General features: G+C 65.0%; 11 protein-coding genes and 1 pseudogene. 7 read left to right on the top strand and 5 right to left on the bottom strand.

Translation table 11 applies throughout. The annotated features are described in order from the left end of the window. Positions 1-16 precede the first annotated feature (16 nt). Positions 17-1528, bottom strand: a complete 1512-nt coding sequence (locus tag J6525_RS26775; protein WP_225646905.1) for an FAD-dependent monooxygenase — start codon at positions 1526-1528, stop codon at positions 17-19. 55 nt (positions 1529-1583) lie between these two features. On the opposite strand from J6525_RS26775, the gene J6525_RS26770 reads away from it, so the two are divergent. Both J6525_RS26770 and J6525_RS26765 read left to right on the top strand, forming a co-directional pair. Further along, positions 1584-2222, top strand: coding sequence for a TetR/AcrR family transcriptional regulator (locus J6525_RS26770; RefSeq protein WP_225646904.1), 639 nt, complete (start codon positions 1584-1586; stop codon positions 2220-2222). 104 nt (positions 2223-2326) lie between these two features. Continuing rightward, positions 2327-3427: an LLM class flavin-dependent oxidoreductase gene (locus J6525_RS26765; protein WP_225646903.1), complete on the top strand. Its 1101-nt coding sequence runs from the start codon at positions 2327-2329 to the stop codon at positions 3425-3427. A 66-nt stretch (positions 3428-3493) separates the two neighbouring features. Here J6525_RS26765 and J6525_RS26760 read toward each other — a convergent pair whose 3' ends face one another. Both J6525_RS26760 and J6525_RS26755 read right to left on the bottom strand, forming a co-directional pair. Continuing rightward, complete coding sequence (locus J6525_RS26760; RefSeq protein ID WP_225646902.1) at positions 3494-5176, bottom strand: phospholipase D-like domain-containing protein; 1683 nt, start codon at positions 5174-5176, stop codon at positions 3494-3496. 231 nt (positions 5177-5407) lie between these two features. Beyond that, on the bottom strand, positions 5408-7675 hold the full coding sequence (locus J6525_RS26755) for a T6SS phospholipase effector Tle1-like catalytic domain-containing protein (protein WP_225646901.1): 2268 nt from the start codon (positions 7673-7675) through the stop codon (positions 5408-5410). A 220-nt stretch (positions 7676-7895) separates the two neighbouring features. On the opposite strand from J6525_RS26755, the gene J6525_RS26750 reads away from it, so the two are divergent. Next, positions 7896-8315: a hypothetical protein gene (locus J6525_RS26750; RefSeq protein WP_057015532.1), complete on the top strand. Its 420-nt coding sequence runs from the start codon at positions 7896-7898 to the stop codon at positions 8313-8315. Positions 8316-8475: 160 nt separating this feature from the next. Here the strand turns inward: J6525_RS26750 and J6525_RS26745 are convergent. Next, a pseudogene (locus J6525_RS26745) lies at positions 8476-9655 on the bottom strand (ABC transporter substrate-binding protein). Between the two features lie 151 nt (positions 9656-9806). Between J6525_RS26745 and J6525_RS26740 the strand changes: the two are divergent. Next, complete coding sequence (locus J6525_RS26740) at positions 9807-10805, top strand: winged helix-turn-helix domain-containing protein (RefSeq protein WP_225646900.1); 999 nt, start codon at positions 9807-9809, stop codon at positions 10803-10805. A 20-nt stretch (positions 10806-10825) separates the two neighbouring features. On the opposite strand, the gene J6525_RS26735 is transcribed toward J6525_RS26740, so the two are convergent. After that, positions 10826-11446 (bottom strand): TetR/AcrR family transcriptional regulator, encoded by a 621-nt coding sequence (locus tag J6525_RS26735; protein ID WP_225646918.1) that lies wholly within the window; start codon positions 11444-11446, stop codon positions 10826-10828. Between the two features lie 52 nt (positions 11447-11498). Here J6525_RS26735 and J6525_RS26730 point away from each other — a divergent pair, with 52 nt between their 5' ends. From J6525_RS26730 to J6525_RS26720, 3 genes are all read left to right on the top strand, one after another. After that, positions 11499-11756, top strand: coding sequence for a hypothetical protein (locus J6525_RS26730; protein WP_225646899.1), 258 nt, complete (start codon positions 11499-11501; stop codon positions 11754-11756). Between the two features lie 287 nt (positions 11757-12043). Next, entirely contained in the window at positions 12044-15514 is a 3471-nt protein-coding gene (locus tag J6525_RS26725) for an acyl-[ACP]--phospholipid O-acyltransferase (protein ID WP_225646898.1), read from the top strand. Positions 15515-15589: 75 nt separating this feature from the next. Next, entirely contained in the window at positions 15590-17365 is a 1776-nt protein-coding gene (locus J6525_RS26720; protein ID WP_225646897.1) for an NAD(P)-binding domain-containing protein, read from the top strand. Positions 17366-17391: the final 26 nt, after the last annotated feature.

Below are 17391 nucleotides of genomic sequence, written 5' to 3'. Positions count from 1 at the left end.
CACCTCGCTTGCGAGATCACTGCATGGCGGGCCCGAACCAGCGCGTCAGCGCGGTGTCGAGGCCCGTCGTGTCGGCGTCGTCGGCCGCCCAGGCGATGCAGGCATCCGGGCGGATCAGCAGCGAAGCGCCGCTACGTCGCGGCACGCATCGCACGAAGATATCCCAGCGTGCCGCGATCGCTGACGCGGCTCCATCAGTCGCATCGACCAGCACGGCCCTGCCGTCCTCCATCTGATCGAACAGGGTTGTTTCCGCGCCGTCGTCGCCGAGAGCAAAATTGCCGGAGAGCCGGCCGACCGATGGATGGTCGCTGCCGAGATCGTAACGGATCCTGATGCCGCTGATCATTTCGCCGAAGTAGCGGGTGCCCTCGTCGAGGCTCATCAGGTCCGCGACGATCTCGCGCAAGGCGTCCGTCATGACGTCAGGCCGCATCAAGGCGACCTGGGCGCGGGTGTTGGCGAGCACTTTTGCCGCGATCGGATGCCGCTCTTCCGTGTAGCTGTCGAGCAGGCTTTCGGGCATGCGATCGCACACGACCGCCGCAAGCTTCCAGCCGAGATTGACCGCATCGAGCAGGCCGAGATTGAGGCCTTGTCCGCCGAATGGCGAGTGTACATGCGCCGCATCGCCCGCCAAGAGGACGCGGCCCCTGCGATAGCTGTCGGCCTGCCGCGCATTGTCGGTGAAGCGCGTAGCGGTCTTGACGGCGGTGACGCGAACGTCGGCCCCGCTGATCCGGCGCAGGGTGGTCTCGATCTCCTCGCGCGTGACCGGCGCGCTGCGATCGGCCGGCGGTCCATCGAACTCGGCCAGGAACACCCGGCCGGGAATCGGTCCATACGCCATCATGCCGACCGGCGTCCGTCGCCAGCCGACCGGCAGAAGGCGATCCGGATGATCGAGATCGACGATGGCCTGGTGTCCCGTGAGGGTCGGTTCGGTGCCGGGGAATGCGAAGCCCGCGCGCTTGCGCACGGCGCTGTGTCCGCCGTCGCAGCCGACCAGATAGGCCGCGTGCAGCGTGGCATCGCCGGACGCGTCCCTGGTCCGCGCCACGACGCTATCGCCGCGATCCTCGAAATCAATCAGCTCGCAGCCGCGCCTGATCTCGATGCCGAGCGCGTGGGCGCGCTCGGCGAGCATCGTTTCCAGGGCTTGCTGGTTCACCCCGCGCAACCGCCGGTCCGGCTCGCGCTGACGCGTCTGGTCGATCAGGAAAATGCCCGAGAAGTGACCGCCGAATTTCTTGAACGGCAGGTCGCTCGCATCGCCCGCGCCCTTCATGAGCCTGGACATGCTGTCCGCCATGCTGCGTTCGACCACATTCATCGCGTCGCCGAGGCCGCGGCGCTCCAGAGCCTCGCCTGCCAGCGCGCCGATCGCGCCGGCCTTGATGGTCTGGTCTGGCTCGGTCAGCCGCTCGATCACGATCACGTCGGCGCCGCCCAGGGTCAGTTCGATCGCCAGCAGCAGTCCGGTCGGCCCGGCACCGACCACAACCACATCGGTTCGTTCACGCGTCACGCCGTCACCATAAAGTTGTACTCAGTATAATATTTACTATGGTACAAATTCCCGCATGTCAAATCAGGGCGGATTGCGGGAGCGGAAGAAGGAGGCGACGCGCCAGGCGATCTCGGATGTCGCCACCGAGCTGTTCCTGGAACGCGGCTTCGACAATGTTTCGGTGGCCGAAGTCGCCGAGGCCGCCGAGGTCTCCCGGATGACGGTGTTCAATTACTTTCCACGCAAGGAAGACCTGTTCTTCGACCGTGAAGAGGAAAGCCGGCAGATGCTGCGGGCCGCCTTTGCCGAGCGTCCGGCCGGCGAGGCGCCGATCGCGACACTCCGCAAGCTGGTGCACAGCCTGGCGGATCGCGTGCATCCGTTCGCGAAATTCACCGACGCAACGGCGAAATTCTGGCGCACCGTCGCCGAGAGCCCGGCGCTCTCGGCGCGGGCGCGCGAGATGCGTGACGAACTGATCGATGATCTCGCGAGCGTGCTGGCGGCAGCCATCAAGCGCCCGCTCGCCGATGCCGATGCCCGGCTCGCCGCGTCGATGGTGGTCACGGCGCTGACCGTCGCCTATGCGGAAGGGCTTCGCGAGCACAAGGCCCGCAGGTCGGCTGCATCGTCACGCGAGACCTTCCTGCGGATCATGGAGCGAAGCTTTTCCGGTATCACGATCATGCTGAAGGATACGCCCTACGCATAGATCCGGGCCGAGCTGATGCGACAAGGCCATTGTTCTGCCGCAGCCCGGGCAGGTACTCTCGAAGCGCGTGCGAAAGACACGCATCGAACAAAGAGAGGAAACCCATGGAACTCGGATACTTCGCGATGCCGTCGCATCCGCCGGAGTGCGGATTGAAGGAGGGCCACGACTGGGACCTGCAGACGCTGCGCTGGCTCGACGAGCTCGGCTATCAGGAAGCCTGGATCGGCGAGCACCACACCGCGCCCTGGGAGCCGCATCCGTCGCCTGATCTGTTGATTGCGCAGGCGCTGCTGCAGACCAGGAATATCCGCATCGGGCCCGGCGGCTTCCTGCTGCCGTATCATCACCCGGCCGAGCTCGCCAACCGCGTCGCGATGCTTGATCACCTCTCGAACGGGCGGCTCAACTTCGGCGTCGCGGCCTCCGGGCTGCCGAGCGACTGGGCGATGTTCAATGTCGATGGCATGTCAGGACAGAACCGCGACATGACCCGCGAGGCGCTCGAGATCATTTTGAAGATGTGGACCGAGCCGGCGCCCTGGACCCACAAGGGCAAGTTCTGGACCGTGACCAAGCCGGACACGATGTTCGATTTCCTCAAGCCGCACATCAAGCCTCAGCAAGCGCCGCATCCGCCGATCGGCGTCGCGGGGCTCTCCAAGAATTCGGATACGCTGAAGCTCGCCGGCGAGCGCGGCTTCATTCCGATGAGCCTCAACCTCAACCCTGCCTATGTCGGCAGCCACTGGGATTCGGTCGAAGCCGGCGCGGCCAAGACCGGCCGCACGCCGAGCCGCAAGGATTGGCGAATGGTGCGCGAGGTATTCGTCGCCGACACCGATGAAGAAGCATGGAAGCTGTCGACCGGCGACATGATGGGCCGAATGATGGGCGAGTACTTCCTGCCGCTGCTCGGCCATTTCGGCTTCAAGGACTATCTGAAGCACGCGCCCGACGTGCCGGACAGCGACGTCACGGTCGAATATTGCGCGCGCAACAACTGGATCGTCGGCTCGCCCGCGACCGTCACCGAGAAGATCGAGAAGATCTACCAGGAGGTCGGCGGCTTCGGCGTGCTGCTGGTGTTCGGCTTCGACTACAAGCACAAGCCGGAAGCCTGGCACAATTCGCTGCGGCTCCTGAAGCAAGAGGTGCTGCCGCGGCTGAAGCATCTCGACGCCTCGGTCGGCCGCGCGGCGTAGGTTTGGCGGTGAGGATAACAAGGGACAGCGGTAACGCTGCCCCGCGTTCATGACGGATCGCCGGCGTCAGGTGGTGCCGAGCCAGAACCGCGTTTCGGTTTCCGCCCAGCCCTTGCCGATGCGGTTGCTCAGCCAGGTGTCGCTGCGCTTCAGACCCTTGTCCTTCAGGCCCTCCGGCGTGTTGCGCCAGGCCTGCCAGCGATACTGGCCGTAGATGCTGACGATGCGCGCCGCATAGGTCAGCGCCAGCTGCGAATCGCCCCTGATGATGACGAGGTTGTCGTCGTTCTTGGTGCTGGCGCGGTCGGAGAAATTGTGCGAGCCGGTCATGACCACCGGGTTCTTGCCGGCCGGATCCAGCACGATCACCTTGCTGTGCACGGCGATCATGAATTTGCCGGTGTTCTTGATCTCGTGCTCCCACCAGTCCGCGGTCTTGTCGATGCCGGCGGGCCGGATCACGTCGGCGATCTGCTTGCCCTTGAAGACCTGCTGCTGTCCGTCGCCGGCCAGGAGCTGCAGCTGATCCTTCGGGCTGTCCTTGCCCTGCGCCGGGAAATTGTTGAGCACCCCGCGCACATAAAGCTTCTTGTCCTGCGCCTTCTCCAGGATCGGGCCGAGCAGGCCCTTGTTGCCGGGATTGAGCATCAGGCACACCGCGCCATGCTCGGTGTCCTCGATCATCCTGGTGGCTTCCTTGAGGTCGCCGCTCCTGGTGGTGGGCGTGAACCAGACGCTGAGCTTCGACTTGCCGATGGTGAAGGGCCATTCGTGATCGCCGGCCACGGCCAGCGCCTTCGGCGACTTGCTGCCGTCGGCATAGATCGCTTTCCAATGGTCGTGATAGGCCGCCGCGACCTTGTCGTCGGTGATCTCGAGCCCGTTGTTGTTCTGGGTGCACAGTCCGGTCCGGGTCCAGTTGGTGCTGCCGGTCCAGACCACCTTCGGCTTCTGGGCGCCGTCGCAGAACACCGCGAACTTGTTGTGGGCGTAGCGGCTCGGCGCGATCTTGCGGCGGACGATGTCGACGCCGGCCTTCTTCAGCACGCCGGCGTTCTTTTCGGTGTCCTTGGCGGTGGCGTCGGACTTGCCGGTGCTGTTGCCGAGCACGACGTGCGCCTTGCCCTTCATCGCGGTCAGCGCGGCGATCAGCTCGGGGTCGTTGAGCTCGTAGAGCGCGAGATAGACGTCGCGCTTGCTCTTCTTGGCTTCAGCCAACAGCGCCAGCAGGCGGGCGCCGAGCTGGCCCTTGAGGAAGTCACGGATCTTGTTGCCCTTGGTCGAGATCGCCTTCTCCAGGGTTTGCGCCGGCTTCTTGTCCTTGCCGATCGCGCGCGACAGCCATTGCGCCGAGATCGTGCCGCGGTTGAACCATGGCTTGAGCGGGCCCGACGGCATTGCGGAGACGTATTCGGTCCATGTCGCTGGCGCACTGTAGGCGGGCTTCACCTTGGTGGCGCCGTCCTTGAGAACCGGAACGACGCCATAGCGGACCGGCGCGTCGGTTGGCGCCAGGAAATCGGTCCAGTTGGTCTTCTGCACCGGCCATTCGGTGCTCGGCCGATGTTCGCCCGGCTTGTGATCCTGCGCCTGGTCCTCGAACCCGACCCAGGTGTCGACCACGGTTGCACTTTTGCCCTGCTGCTGACGATACAGCGCAAAGCCGAGGCAGTCCGGGATCATTGCCGCGACCTCCCAGACCACGAAGATGCCGTCGGTGGTCGGGAACGCCTGAATTGTGGAAATCATGGTGATGCCTCCAAATCGCGGCTGAGAAATATCCGGTCGACATGAACCTGGCGCGTCAACGTCGCCCGGCGATCCCTGAAGTCGGGTCGGATCGTTCCGGGCGTTGGGGCAGCTGATCTAGCAAGGAGAGTATGCCAGACAATCTACAACCTGGTCTGTCGGCAGGATCACAGATCGATCACGCCGTGCGCACCCGTTGGGCCGCGATGCTGTGGGCCCGATCGCGGCTCCCTACAGCAACCGCACCGTGACCATCGCCTTGCCCTTATGGTCGCCGTAGAACCATCCGCAGACCCAGGGCAGGCTGATGACGGCCTGGTTGACGTAGAGGAAGATCTCGCCGCTGCGATCAGCGGTGAAACGCGCCTTGTAGACCTGCGGGTCGGTGTTCGACACCGGCAGGGGGTCGAGGAAATACTCGTCGACGCCGGTCTCTCCGACCCGTGCGATCAGCCTGAACCATGGCCGGAACAGGATCCGCCGCAGGAAGATCGCAAAATAGCCGCGCAACTGCTTTGTGCCTTCGATGGTCGAGGTCCGGTACCCGATCGGCGTCACCGCGCGGCCGGCGTCCTCCCAGGGCTCCGACATCGTGATCGCGATCTCGTACTTGAACCCGGTGCGGACCTTGAGACCGGTCGGCGCGCAGATCGCGCCGGTGTCGAAGTCGGCGGCATCCTGCGGGATGCCCTTGTCGACGGCGACAAGCTTGTCCGTCGCAGTGCCCTTGCAGAATGCCCCGGTCGAATCGGCGAGATTGAACAGGAAGTGGCTGACCAGCGTCGCGCTGAACCAGACCAGCAGGGCCGTGAGCAGGAAAGGGACGACATGCCGCTTTCCGACATTGAGAATCCACTGATAGACCGCGCTGGTACGGAATCGATAGATCGCCTCGTGCATGAACCCGGAGAGTGGCGTCGGCTTCGCGCGGTCACGCCAGATGATCCGCATCCTGTCGCTGATCGTCGCGCTGAGCGAACTGCCGGCACCCATCAGCACGATGACAGCAAGGATGCCGCCGGCGAACCATTCCGGATTGCCGGCGTACCAATCGGTCCACCAATGAAAGGAATCGGGCAGGAATGATTGAACGAAGCGCACCAGCTCCGAAATCATCCTGACATAGGAGCTGAACTCGTGCTCCTTGTGCTGGTTATGGAACAGCCAGAACGCGGCCAGATGCAGCGACGCCGCCAGCGTGGCGAAGTAGGCGATCCGCCGCAGCCAGACGTAGTTCCACAGCTTCTCCTGCGCGGCATAGCGCGCCGGTGCGCCCGCGGGCGTCTCAAACGTATTGGCGCCGAGCGGGGTGATCTGGCCGCTGCGCGAGACGACCACGTAGTTCGGCGGAAGTCCGATCGGGGCATAGGCATTGGCGCCGCTGTCGATCCGCTCGAACACGCTCTCGTGAATCTTCGGCATCGGCACGCTGACGCCGGCATAGGGATCGTTGCAGAGGTCGGCGACCTTGCGCGGACCGTACCGGTAGTACGCGCCGAGGCCGGCCCGGGAATCGTAGAGGCGGCCATCCTTGTCCTCGGAGGACTTGATTGACTTGATCGCGTCAGGGTCGGCGATCGGTGCGCTCTTGAATGCGAGGCCGCGCTTGACGGCTTCGTCGACCAGCCAGGCCAGCGGCACGAATGCGACAGCGTCGTCCGGATAGCCGCCGCCGACATTGGCGTGCATGCCGACGAACCAGACCTGGATGAGGCGCTCGCCATCGATGCTGGTCGGCACGGCCGGTGCGGGCTGTCCCGGCTCTTGCTCGGTCCAGAGCACCGGATGAAAGGTCGTGCGCTCGTCGTCGAGCGCCAGCGCGTGTCGCGCGCACTTGACCTTTGGGCTGAGAATCCGGTTCGGCAGTTCGAGCGGCCACACCCAGTTGGAGATGCCGCGCGTCATCTCGTCGATCGGCAGGCCATAGGCCGCGACGGTGTCCCAGATGCCGATGAATTCGATCGCTGGCACCGGCTTCCGCGCGATCCTTGCATACGGCTTGTTGCCTCGAAGGCGATCCCACAGCGGCACAAGAACATAGTCGCGCAGCGCGCGGAACAGCACCTCGATGCGCCAGATCGAGTGGTAGCCCTCGGCCCGGTATGCGCGATAGGCCTTCACCGCACCGTCGTGCAACTCGGATTCGGTGTCCGCGACGATCAAGCCCTGATCGAGGATGAGTGCGGCAAGCGTGCGTGCGGTGAATGCGCCGCGGCTGAATCCGAACAGGTAGATCTTCGAATCGTTCGCGTGGTCGTAGTTGCGGCAGATGAACTTGTAGGCGTCGAGGATGTTGCGCTTGAGACCGTAGCCGAAGGCGCCGCCGAGGATGGCCAGCGGAATGAATTTCGACGTGCCGACGCCGTCATCATACTTGGCGGCCTGCGTATTGCCCTGCAGATCCAGCGACTGGAATATCCGCCAGACATTGGTGCGCCAGACGCTGGAAGCGGCATTGCCGGTGCCGTCGGACAGAATAATGATCTTCGGACTCGGCATTGAAAGACGCTCGCTGAAACGAATGAAGCGGGTTGCGCAGCGTAGCAGGGACCGGATCGATTGCTACCTTTGATCGCTCTTTAATCATTCCATGCCGCGATAGGTGTGAACTAGCGCACAAAGCGTCACGTGGTCGCGGCCATGTGAGAGGTGACCGCTTTCGCGTTGCTGCGAAAAGGCCTAGCCTAATAGCGGCGCAATTCATTGATGAGGCACAGCCATGCGCAGCCACGTCAGAAAATTTGCCCACGTCCTTGAGCGCTTCGGCCTTGCTTTGGCGGGAGCCGCAAGCGGTCTGTTTGTCGCCATCCATGTCGGCTCGAGCGTCTCGGCGCTGACCTCGCAGGCGTTCCTGCTCGTCATGATGCTGGGCGGAGCGATCGGCTTCTATCTCGGCATCGATACACCCCCCAAGCTGTTCCATCCGAAGGATACGGCGTCGATGCGCAAGATCGACGCGGCGGAGCTGCTCGGCGCGATCGGGACCTTCCTCGCGACGATGGTTGCGTTCTTCTCGGTTGGCGTCGTCGTCCTGCGCAGCGAGCCGGACATCGGCTGGACCGCGGCCATCATGGCGGGCTGGGTGCTCGGCGTTGCCATGCAGATCGTCGGCGGCACGATCGCGCGGGCGCGCGCCTGAAGCGTCGGAGTGGCGTTGGACGAGGCTGGTTTGCTGGCTCGGGATCGGTCGTGTTGCAGGGGGGATGGTCTGAACGCAAGTCCTGTGTCGGCCGTCACCCGCTACGCCGGGACACCGCAAAGGCCTACGCCAAGCCGGATCAGCTGCTACTCCGCCTCCCTCATCGGTTCGCGACCTTGGCGGGGTCCTTGACCGCCTTGAACGTCTCCTGCTCGACGCTGTAGAGCTCGCCGCCGACCTTCTCGACCCTGCGAATGTAGATGTCGTGGACGACCTCGCGCGTCTTCGGGTCGATCGACGTCGGACCGCGCGGGCTTTCCCAGGCCATGCCCTTCATGGCTTCGACCAACGCATCGCCATTGGTCTTGCCGCCGGTCACCTTCAGCGCCTCGTAGATCAGATGCATGCCGTCATAGGCGCTGACGCTGATGAAGTTCGGTCGAACATTCGCGTTGGCCTTGCGGAAAGCCGCGACATAGTCGCGGTTCAGGTCGGATGGATGCGCGGCGGAGTAGAACCCCGCCGTGATCATGCCGATCATCGCATCGCTCATTCCCGGCAGGTCCTCGTCGTCGGCGATGTCGCCGGGGCCGATCAGCTTGATCCCGCTCTTGTCGAGCCCGCGCTCGACAAACTGCTTGGCCAGGATACCGGCCTGGCTTGTCGGGACAAAAATGAACAGGATGTCGGGATTGCCATCCCGCGCGCGCTGCAGGAACGGCGCGAAATCGGGGTCGGCCAGCGGCACTTTCAGCGCTTCGACGATCGTTCCACCTGCCGCGGTGAAGCTCGCCGAAAATACGCCGGCGGCTTCGCGCCCAGGTGCCCAGTCGGACGCGATGATGGTGGGCCCGTTTCGATCCGTTCCTCGCCGCCCAATCCGCCAGCACGCTGGCCTGCTGCGCGTGCGTCCAGCTGGTGCGCACGAAGTAAGGCGACCGTTCGGTCACGATCGAGGTGCCCGATACCATCACGACGGTTGCCGTCTTGCTCTCATTGGCCAGCGGCGCGAGCGCCAGCACGCTCGGCGTCAACCCGCCGCCGAGGATCGCCACCTCGTCGTTGACGATCAGCTCCTGCGCAATGCGCTTGGCATTGTCGGGCACGCTGGCATCGTCCCGGACGATCAATTCGATCTTGCGGCCGGCGACCATGTCGCCGTGCTGCGCCATGTAGAGCCGCGCCCCGGCGACCGCCTGTTTGCCGACCGGCCCCAGAACGCCGGTCAACGGCATCACCAGCCCGACCCTTACGACGTTCTGCGCCTGGGCGTGTCCCGGTCGCACCGCCGCAAGCGCCAGAACGGCCCCGACCAACATGGCAAACCGGGTGCTCGACATGGCCAACCTCCCGCGAGCCCGGAGATGATGCCGGGCCGGTTCGCGACTATCGGCTTCGCGCCAGGGAAGTCCTGATGAAGAAGTGACAGAACGGCGAATTTACTGCTAAATTTTCCCGATTGGTGCCGTCTGTGGGCATGGAGTGACTTCTATGGACCCGGCGACTGATTCCGTTTTGATATTTGATTCCTTTGAGCTTGATCTCGCCCGCGGCGTAGCCCGCGTGGATGGCGTCGATCTCGATCTCAGGCCGAAATCATTCGCGGTGCTCGGCTATCTCGCCGGCAATGCCGGGCGGTTGGCATCCAAGCAGGATCTGCACGAGGCGGTCTGGGGTAACGTCGCGGTTTCCGACGACTCGCTCGTCCAGTGCATCCGCGAGCTGCGCCTGAAGCTGCGCGATGACGACCACCGCATCATCAAGACGGTGTCTCGCCGCGGCTATCGCCTCGACGCCAGGCCGGTGCCGCCGCCGCACGATCATGGATCGCAGAACGTCTCGCGCCGAACGTCCGCTCCCCGCGGCATCGCGGCACGCTTGGCCGCACTTCCCCGATGGTTGCTGATCGCCGGCCTGTCGGTGATCGCCTTCGCATCATTCGCATCCGCGCCGCCGATCGCCAACGGGATGTGGCATCCTCTGGCCGAATTGGCGCACTGGCTTGTGCCGCAGGATCACGGCATCGTGCCGGAGCAGGATGTCGAGCGGATCGCCGCGCTGGCCGCCGAGAAGCAGCTGCCGCTTCCCGCCTATCGCGTTCGCGCGCCGGCAAGTGACGTACCGGACAATGTCCGCCGCTTTCTCGGCGTGTGGGTGAGTGACCAGGGATGGATCAATTCGCACCGCCAATTCATGATGATCGTCACCAATGTCGATCGGGACGGTGTCGCGACCGGCTATCTCGTGAACGGCCCGGCGATGCCGCACAGCCGTGTACCCGGGCCGGGCTTTTCCGGCGGCTTCACCGGATATGTCCTCGACGACGTCTTGCGCTATGACGGCAATACCGGACTGCATTCCGCCTCCATCACCGCGGATGGGCGGATCGAGTTCAAGCTCGTCTTCCGTGAGGGAGGTACCAGTGTCGTGTTCCTCGAACCGCTCTGGACCCTTGCCCACCCAAGCCCCATTGCACGCAATCAAACCTGATCGAAGCGCACCCGGTGTGATTACGCGCGCCGCGAAACACCGAGCCCTGCCAGATGCGTGTCGACGAACTGCGCGAGGCGCTCGCGCAGCATCTCAGGCGGGACCGCGACCATGCGCTCTTCGAGGCCGAGCGAGATGATGCCGTGGACCGCGGAGAACATCGTCCGCGACAGCAACGCGACATCGTCGGGATCGCGATCGGGCAGCAGCCGGAGCAGCGGCGCATGCATCAGCGCGAACGCATCCATCACCATCGTGAGGATGTCTTCCGGAAACGGCCGGTCGTCCTCCATCCGGTGCTCGAACAGCGAGCGCAGCAGATTGGCGTGCTCGGTGGCGAAGCCGAGATAGGCGTCGGCAAGTCCATGCAGCTGGTGCAGGGGATCGTCGGCCGGGACCGCCTTGAGCCGCGTGGTCAGCGCGTGAACGGTCTCCCGGTTCACCGTCAAGATCAACCCGTCGAAGTCGCCGAACTCATTATAGACACTGCCGATGGAGCAGCCGGCGGCCTCGGCGACATCACGAACCTTGAGTGATCTCAATCCCTTAGTGGCGATTGACCGGCGCGCGATCTCGATCAGCAAGGCTCGCCGCTGAAGTTTTTTTCGGTCTCGTCGCGATTCTTCTTGAACAATGTTCATTTTCATACTACTAATTTGAGCGTTGCTCAAGTTGGCATAGGAGGCCACTCAAATGCAGACCCTAGCACTTCAATTGACCACCACCCTTGTCGATGACGCGATCGAGCTCGTGAAGGGCTTCGGCCGCGCCGTCCTCAATCTGGCGACCGCGCCGATCGAGCGGATTGCCTGCGCCTGCGACGTCGCAGGCGTCCTGGAGCAGCGGCGCGCGGATCGGCGCGCGCCGCGCCAGGCGGCTGCGAGCGGAGGCCGCTGCAAGCCGCGCAACTGCCGATGGTCGCCGTTCGGCGGCTTGAGTGAACTGACCTGAAGTGCGCGGGCCGCAATTGTCGGCGAAACCTCAACAAAGCGCTCACCATGTCCTCTGCGAGCCGGTCCGGCGTCGATCAACCCCAGGTCTGGATAAGGTCTCGTACATCTCTGGCGGGCAATGTCGCGACGTCCCGGTGCGCCCGATTTTGCGCGCCTTCGAACCGATACGTTGCGGAAAAGACTAAAGGCTGCGGCATCCCCGTCATTTTCTCCACGCTCACCATTCTCCGCCACCCGAATTCGCAGACCTGCCAGCGCCGTGCGCGCTAACCCAAGGAACCGGTCATGATCAAGGAATTGATGACGTCCCGCCGCTTCGCGCCGCTGTTCTGGTCGCAGTTCTGCTCGGCGTTGAACGACAACGTGCTGAAGAACGCGCTCGTCATCATGCTGCTGTATGGCGTCGCCAACGAGCAGGGGCCGGCGCTGGTTCAGCTCGCGGGGGCGGTGTTCATCGCTCCGTTCTTCGTGCTGTCGGCGCTCGGCGGCGAGCTTGCCGACCGCTACATCAAGTCCGTCGTCGCCCGCCGGCTGAAGTTCTTCGAGATCTTCGCCGCGGCGTTTGCCGCCGCCGGCTTCTTCACCCATTCGATCCCGCTGCTGTTCATCGCGCTGGCGCTGTTCGGCATCGTCGCTGCGCTGTTCGGCCCGGTGAAATATGCCGTTCTGCCCGACCAGCTGTCGGTGTCCGAACTCGCGACCGGCAACGCGCTGGTCGAGGGCGCAACCTTCATGGCGATCCTGATCGGCACCATCGCGGGCGGCATGTTCGTCGCGGACGCCAGCCACATGGGCTGGATCTGCGCCGCCGTGGTCGGCCTGTCGGTGCTGTCCTGGGGCTTTGCGTCACGGATCCCGGTGACGCAGCCGTCCGCGCCGGATCTGCCGATCACCAAAAATCCCTGGACCTCGACCGTGCGCCTGTTGAAGTCGCTCTATGCCGAGCCACGGCTGTGGGACGGCATGGTGATCGTGTCCTGGTTCTGGATGGTCGGCGCGATCGTGCTGTCGCTGCTGCCCGCGCTGATCAAGGAAGGCGTCGGCGGCACCGAGGGCGTGGTCACGCTGTGCCTCGCCGTGTTCGCGATCGGCATCGCCGCCGGCTCGCTGTTCGCGGCGCAGCTGAGCCATGTCCGCCCGAACCTCGCGCTGGTGCCGATCGGCGCCATCGTGATGGGCGTGGTCGGCCTCGACCTCGCCTGGGCGATCGCCACCACCTCGCTCGGCAAGGACGTCACCGCGGCCGCGTTTGCGACCTCGTTCGGCGGCTTCCGCATGCTGGCCGACTTCTTCCTGTTCGCCTTCGGCGGCGGCCTGTTCGTGGTGCCGTCGTTCGCTGCCGTGCAGGCCTGGACCGCGCCGTCCGAGCGCGCCCGCATCATCGCCGCAGGCAACATTTTGCAGGCCGGCTTCATGGTCGCCGGCGCGGTGTTCGTCGGCGCCCTGCAATATATCGGCCTGCCGATCGCCTGGATCTTCTTCGGCCTCGCCGTCGCGAGCTTCGGCACCGTCTGGTTCGTGCTGAGCAAGTGGGGCAAGGAGGGCGTGCGCGACTTCGGCGCGCTGCTGTTCCGGGCGCTGTTCCGCGTCGAGGTGCGTGGCATGGAGAACCTGCCGCCATCGGGCACGCGGATGCTGATCGCGCCCAACCACGTCAGCCTGGTCGACGGCCCGCTACTGCACGCCACCTTGCCGATCGATGCGAGCTTCGCGGTCGACACCGGCATCTCCAAGGCGTGGTGGGCCAAGCCGTTCCTGAAGATGATCAAGCATTACACGATGGACCCGACCAAGCCGCTGGCCGCGCGCGACCTGATCAAGCTGGTCGCCGCCGGCGAGCCGGTGGTGATCTTCCCGGAAGGGCGCATCACGGTCTCCGGTTCGTTGATGAAGGTCTATGACGGCACCGCGATGATCGCCGACAAGGCCGATGCGGTCGTCGTCCCGGTCCGCATCGAGGGCGCGCAGCGTTCGCATCTCAGCTATCTCAAGAATGGCGAGATCAAGCGTTCCTGGTTCCCCAAGGTGACGATCTCGATCCTGCCGCCGGTGAAGCTGCCGGTCGACGAATCGCTGCGAGGCAAGGCGCGCCGCAATGCCGCCGGCGCCGCGCTGCAGGACGTGATGATCAACGCCATGGTCCAGAACGCGATGCTCGATCACACGCTGTTCGAGGGCCTCGGCCATGCCTATCGCGACCGCGACACCGGCAAGCCGATCATCGAGGACGCGCTCGGCACCAAGCTGACCTACCGCAAGCTGATCCTCGGCGCTCAGGTGCTGAGCCGCAAGCTCGAGCAGGGCACCGCGGTCGGCGAGAATGTCGGCGTGCTGCTGCCGAACTCGGCCGGCGTTGCCGTGGTGTTCATGGCGCTGCAGACCATCGGCCGCGTGCCGGCGATGCTCAACTTCTCGGCAGGTCCAGTCAACGTGCTGGCGGCGATGAAGGCGGCGCAGGTGAAGACCGTGCTGACCTCGCAGGCCTTCATCGAGAAGGGCAAGCTCGACAAGCTGATCGCGGCGCTCGCCGGCCAGGCGCGCGTCGTCTATCTTGAGGATGTCAGGGCCGGCATCGGCCTCGCCGACAAGGTCGCGGGCTTCCGCGCGGGCATCGCGCCGCGCGTCGCCCGCAAGGCCAACGATCCCGCGGTCATCCTGTTTACCTCGGGCTCGGAAGGCACACCGAAGGGCGTCGTGCTGTCCCATCGCAACATCCTCGCCAACGCGGCGCAGGCGCTGGCACGGGTCGATGCCAATGCCAACGACAAGGTGTTCAACGTGCTGCCGGTGTTCCACTCGTTCGGTTTGACCGGCGGCATGATGATGCCGATCCTCGGTGGCATCCCGATCTTCATGTATCCGTCGCCGCTGCATTACCGGATCGTGCCCGAGCTGATCTACCAGACCGGCGCGACCATCCTGTTCGGCACCGACACCTTCCTCACCGGCTATGCCCGCTCGGCGCATGCCTATGACTTCCGCACGCTGCGGCTCGTCATCGCCGGTGCGGAGGCGGTGAAGGAGCGCACGCGGCAGATCTACATGGAGCGCTACGGCATCCGCATCCTCGAGGGCTATGGCGTCACCGAGACCGCGCCGGTGCTGGCGATGAACACGCCGATGGCCAACCGCCAGGGCACCGTCGGCCGGATCTCGCCGCTGATGCAGTATCGCCTCGATCCGGTCCCCGGCATCGAGGAAGGCGGCCGCCTGTCGGTGAAGGGCCCGAACGTGATGCTCGGCTATCTCCGCGCCGAAAATCCCGGTGTGCTGGAGCCGCTGCCTGAAGGCTGGCACGACACTGGCGACATCGTCACGGTCGACGCGCAGGGCTTCATCGCGATCAAGGGCCGTGCCAAGCGCTTTGCCAAGATCGCCGGCGAGATGGTCTCGCTGTCGGCGGTGGAGGCGATCGCGGCTGCGATCTGGCCGCAGGCGATGTCGGTTGCGGTCACGCTGCCCGATCAGCGCAAGGGCGAACGCATCGTGCTGCTCACCACGCAGAAGGACGCCGACCGCGCCGCGATGCAGCGCCAGGCCAAGAGCGTCGGTGCCTCCGAGCTTGCGGTGCCGGCCGATATCCGCGTCGTCGACAAGGTGCCGCTGCTCGGCACCGGCAAGACCGACTATGTCGGCGCCACTGCGCTGGCCAAGGAAATAGCAGCGGAACTCGCCGCGGCGCCTGCGCCGCAGGCCGAGCCCGCCGGCGATGAGGGCGAGGCCGAGCCGGCGCAGCTGGCGCAACACGTTGCATGAGGCTTGGCATGATGGTTGTGCTTTTCGGGAGCATGTTGTCAGATAGACGGCAACTGCTCCCGAGAAAGCACGATCATGCTGGACAAACTGAACCCGGCTACGGAGGACGCGCCTGAACTTGCCGCCGAGCAATGGATCGGCGCACTGGATGCGGCGTTCGCGAGCCGCTCCGCCGAGGCTCTATCCGCATTGTTTGCGCCGGAGAGCCACTGGCGCAATATCTTCGGCATCTCCTGGCAGTTTGCGACCTTCAGCGGGCGGCAGCTCGTCGTGGCCGAGCTGCTTGCACGCGCTGAAGCGGTCGGCGCGAGCGGATTTCGTCTCGATGACCGTGCCTTGATACCGCGGCAGGCCGTGGTGGCCGGACGCGAGGCGATCGAGGCTGTCTTCACCTTCGACACATCGAATGGCCCCGGCACCGGCGCGGTGCGGCTGCTCCACGATGCTGACGGAAATTCCGCGGCGTGGACGTTCTCCACGATGCTCGACTTCAACCGCATCTGCGAGGCGCGCACCGACGGCGCTGCCGAGCAATCCCACGCGCGCGATTTCGCCGCACCCGACTGGCTGGAGCAGCGACAGGCCTCGCGCGCCTATGCCGACCGCGAGCCCGACGTGCTGATTGTCGGCGGCGGCCATGCCGGCATCGCGGCCGCGGTCGAGTGCAAGCGGATCGGGCTCGATGCCCTGATCGTCGATCGCGAGCGGCGCATCGGCGACAATTGGCGGCTGCGCTATCGCGGGCTCAAGCTGCACAACAAGACGCCGGTCAATCTGTTTCGCTACCTACCGTTCCCGCCGAGCTTTCCGGACTACATCCCGAAGGACAAGATCGCGAACTGGCTGGAAAGCTATGTCGACATCATGGAGCTCGACTTCTGGACCGAGACCTCGTTCGAGGGCGCGCGCTATGACGACACGGCGCAACGCTGGACGGTGACGCTGCAACGGACCAGCGGCCCGCGCATGCTGCATCCGAAACACATCGTGCTCGCGACCAGCGTCAGCGGCACGCCGAACATTCCCAGGATCGACGGCATCGGGAATTTCGAGGGGAAGGTGCTGCACTCCAGCGCGTTCGCGGCCGGGCGCGAATGGGCAGGGCGTTCGGTCGTCGTGTTCGGCACCGGCACCAGCGCGCATGACATCTGCCAGGAGCTGCACGCCGCGGGCGCCGACGTCACCATGGTGCAGCGCAGCCCGACCATGGTGGTCAATGTCGAGCCGGCGCAGCTCTACGACAAGATCTATCTCGGCGACGGCCCGCCGATCGAGGTGCGCGACATCCTCAATTCCGGCGTGCCGCTGCCGGTGATGAAGGTCGCGCACAGGATCATCACCGACGAGGTGAAGCGGCTCGATGCGCCCTTACTGTCGCGGCTGGAGCGCGCCGGCTTCCGGCTCGAATTCGGCGAGGACGGCACCGGCTGGCCGTTGAAGTTTCGCTCCCGCGGCGGCGGCTACTACTTCAATGTCGGCTGCTCCGAATTGATCGCCGACGGCAAGATCCGCTTGATCCAGGCCGCCGACGTCGCTGATATCACCGCCGCCGGCCTTGCGCTGAAGGACGGCACGTCGCTCGGCGCCGAGCTGTTCGTGCTTGCCACCGGCTACAAGGGCCCGGACCATCTGGTCGGCAGCTTGTTCGGCGAGGACGTCGCCGCGCGCGTCGGCCGCGTCTGGGGCTTTGACGATGCGAGCCAGGAGCTGCGTAACATGTGGACGCGCACGCTGCAGCCCGGCCTCTGGTTCGCCGGCGGCGCGTTCTCGCAGGCCCGCATCTACAGCCGCTTCATCGCGCTGCAGATCGCAGCGATCGAGGCCGGTACGCTATCCAAGCAACTCACCTGAACTCCACGCACTCGCACTAAAGGATT

The organism is Bradyrhizobium australafricanum (assembly GCF_020329495.1).
Lineage (GTDB): Bacteria > Pseudomonadota > Alphaproteobacteria > Rhizobiales > Xanthobacteraceae > Bradyrhizobium > Bradyrhizobium australafricanum.
The sequence above is the reverse complement of the archived record's forward strand: the minus strand, read 5'-3'. Positions and strand labels throughout refer to the sequence as shown.

Coding starts and splice junctions, on each gene's coding strand:
- J6525_RS26740 (WP_225646900.1), top strand. CDS start 9,807: ATGGACCCGGCGACTGATTCCGTTTTGATATTTGATTCCTTTGAGCTT.
- J6525_RS26765 (WP_225646903.1), top strand. CDS start 2,327: ATGGAACTCGGATACTTCGCGATGCCGTCGCATCCGCCGGAGTGCGGA.
- J6525_RS26725 (WP_225646898.1), top strand. CDS start 12,044: ATGATCAAGGAATTGATGACGTCCCGCCGCTTCGCGCCGCTGTTCTGG.
- J6525_RS26770 (WP_225646904.1), top strand. CDS start 1,584: ATGTCAAATCAGGGCGGATTGCGGGAGCGGAAGAAGGAGGCGACGCGC.
- J6525_RS26755 (WP_225646901.1), bottom strand. CDS start 7,675: ATGCCGAGTCCGAAGATCATTATTCTGTCCGACGGCACCGGCAATGCC.
- J6525_RS26735 (WP_225646918.1), bottom strand. CDS start 11,446: ATGAACATTGTTCAAGAAGAATCGCGACGAGACCGAAAAAAACTTCAG.
- J6525_RS26750 (WP_057015532.1), top strand. CDS start 7,896: ATGCGCAGCCACGTCAGAAAATTTGCCCACGTCCTTGAGCGCTTCGGC.
- J6525_RS26720 (WP_225646897.1), top strand. CDS start 15,590: ATGCTGGACAAACTGAACCCGGCTACGGAGGACGCGCCTGAACTTGCC.
- J6525_RS26730 (WP_225646899.1), top strand. CDS start 11,499: ATGCAGACCCTAGCACTTCAATTGACCACCACCCTTGTCGATGACGCG.
- J6525_RS26760 (WP_225646902.1), bottom strand. CDS start 5,176: ATGATTTCCACAATTCAGGCGTTCCCGACCACCGACGGCATCTTCGTG.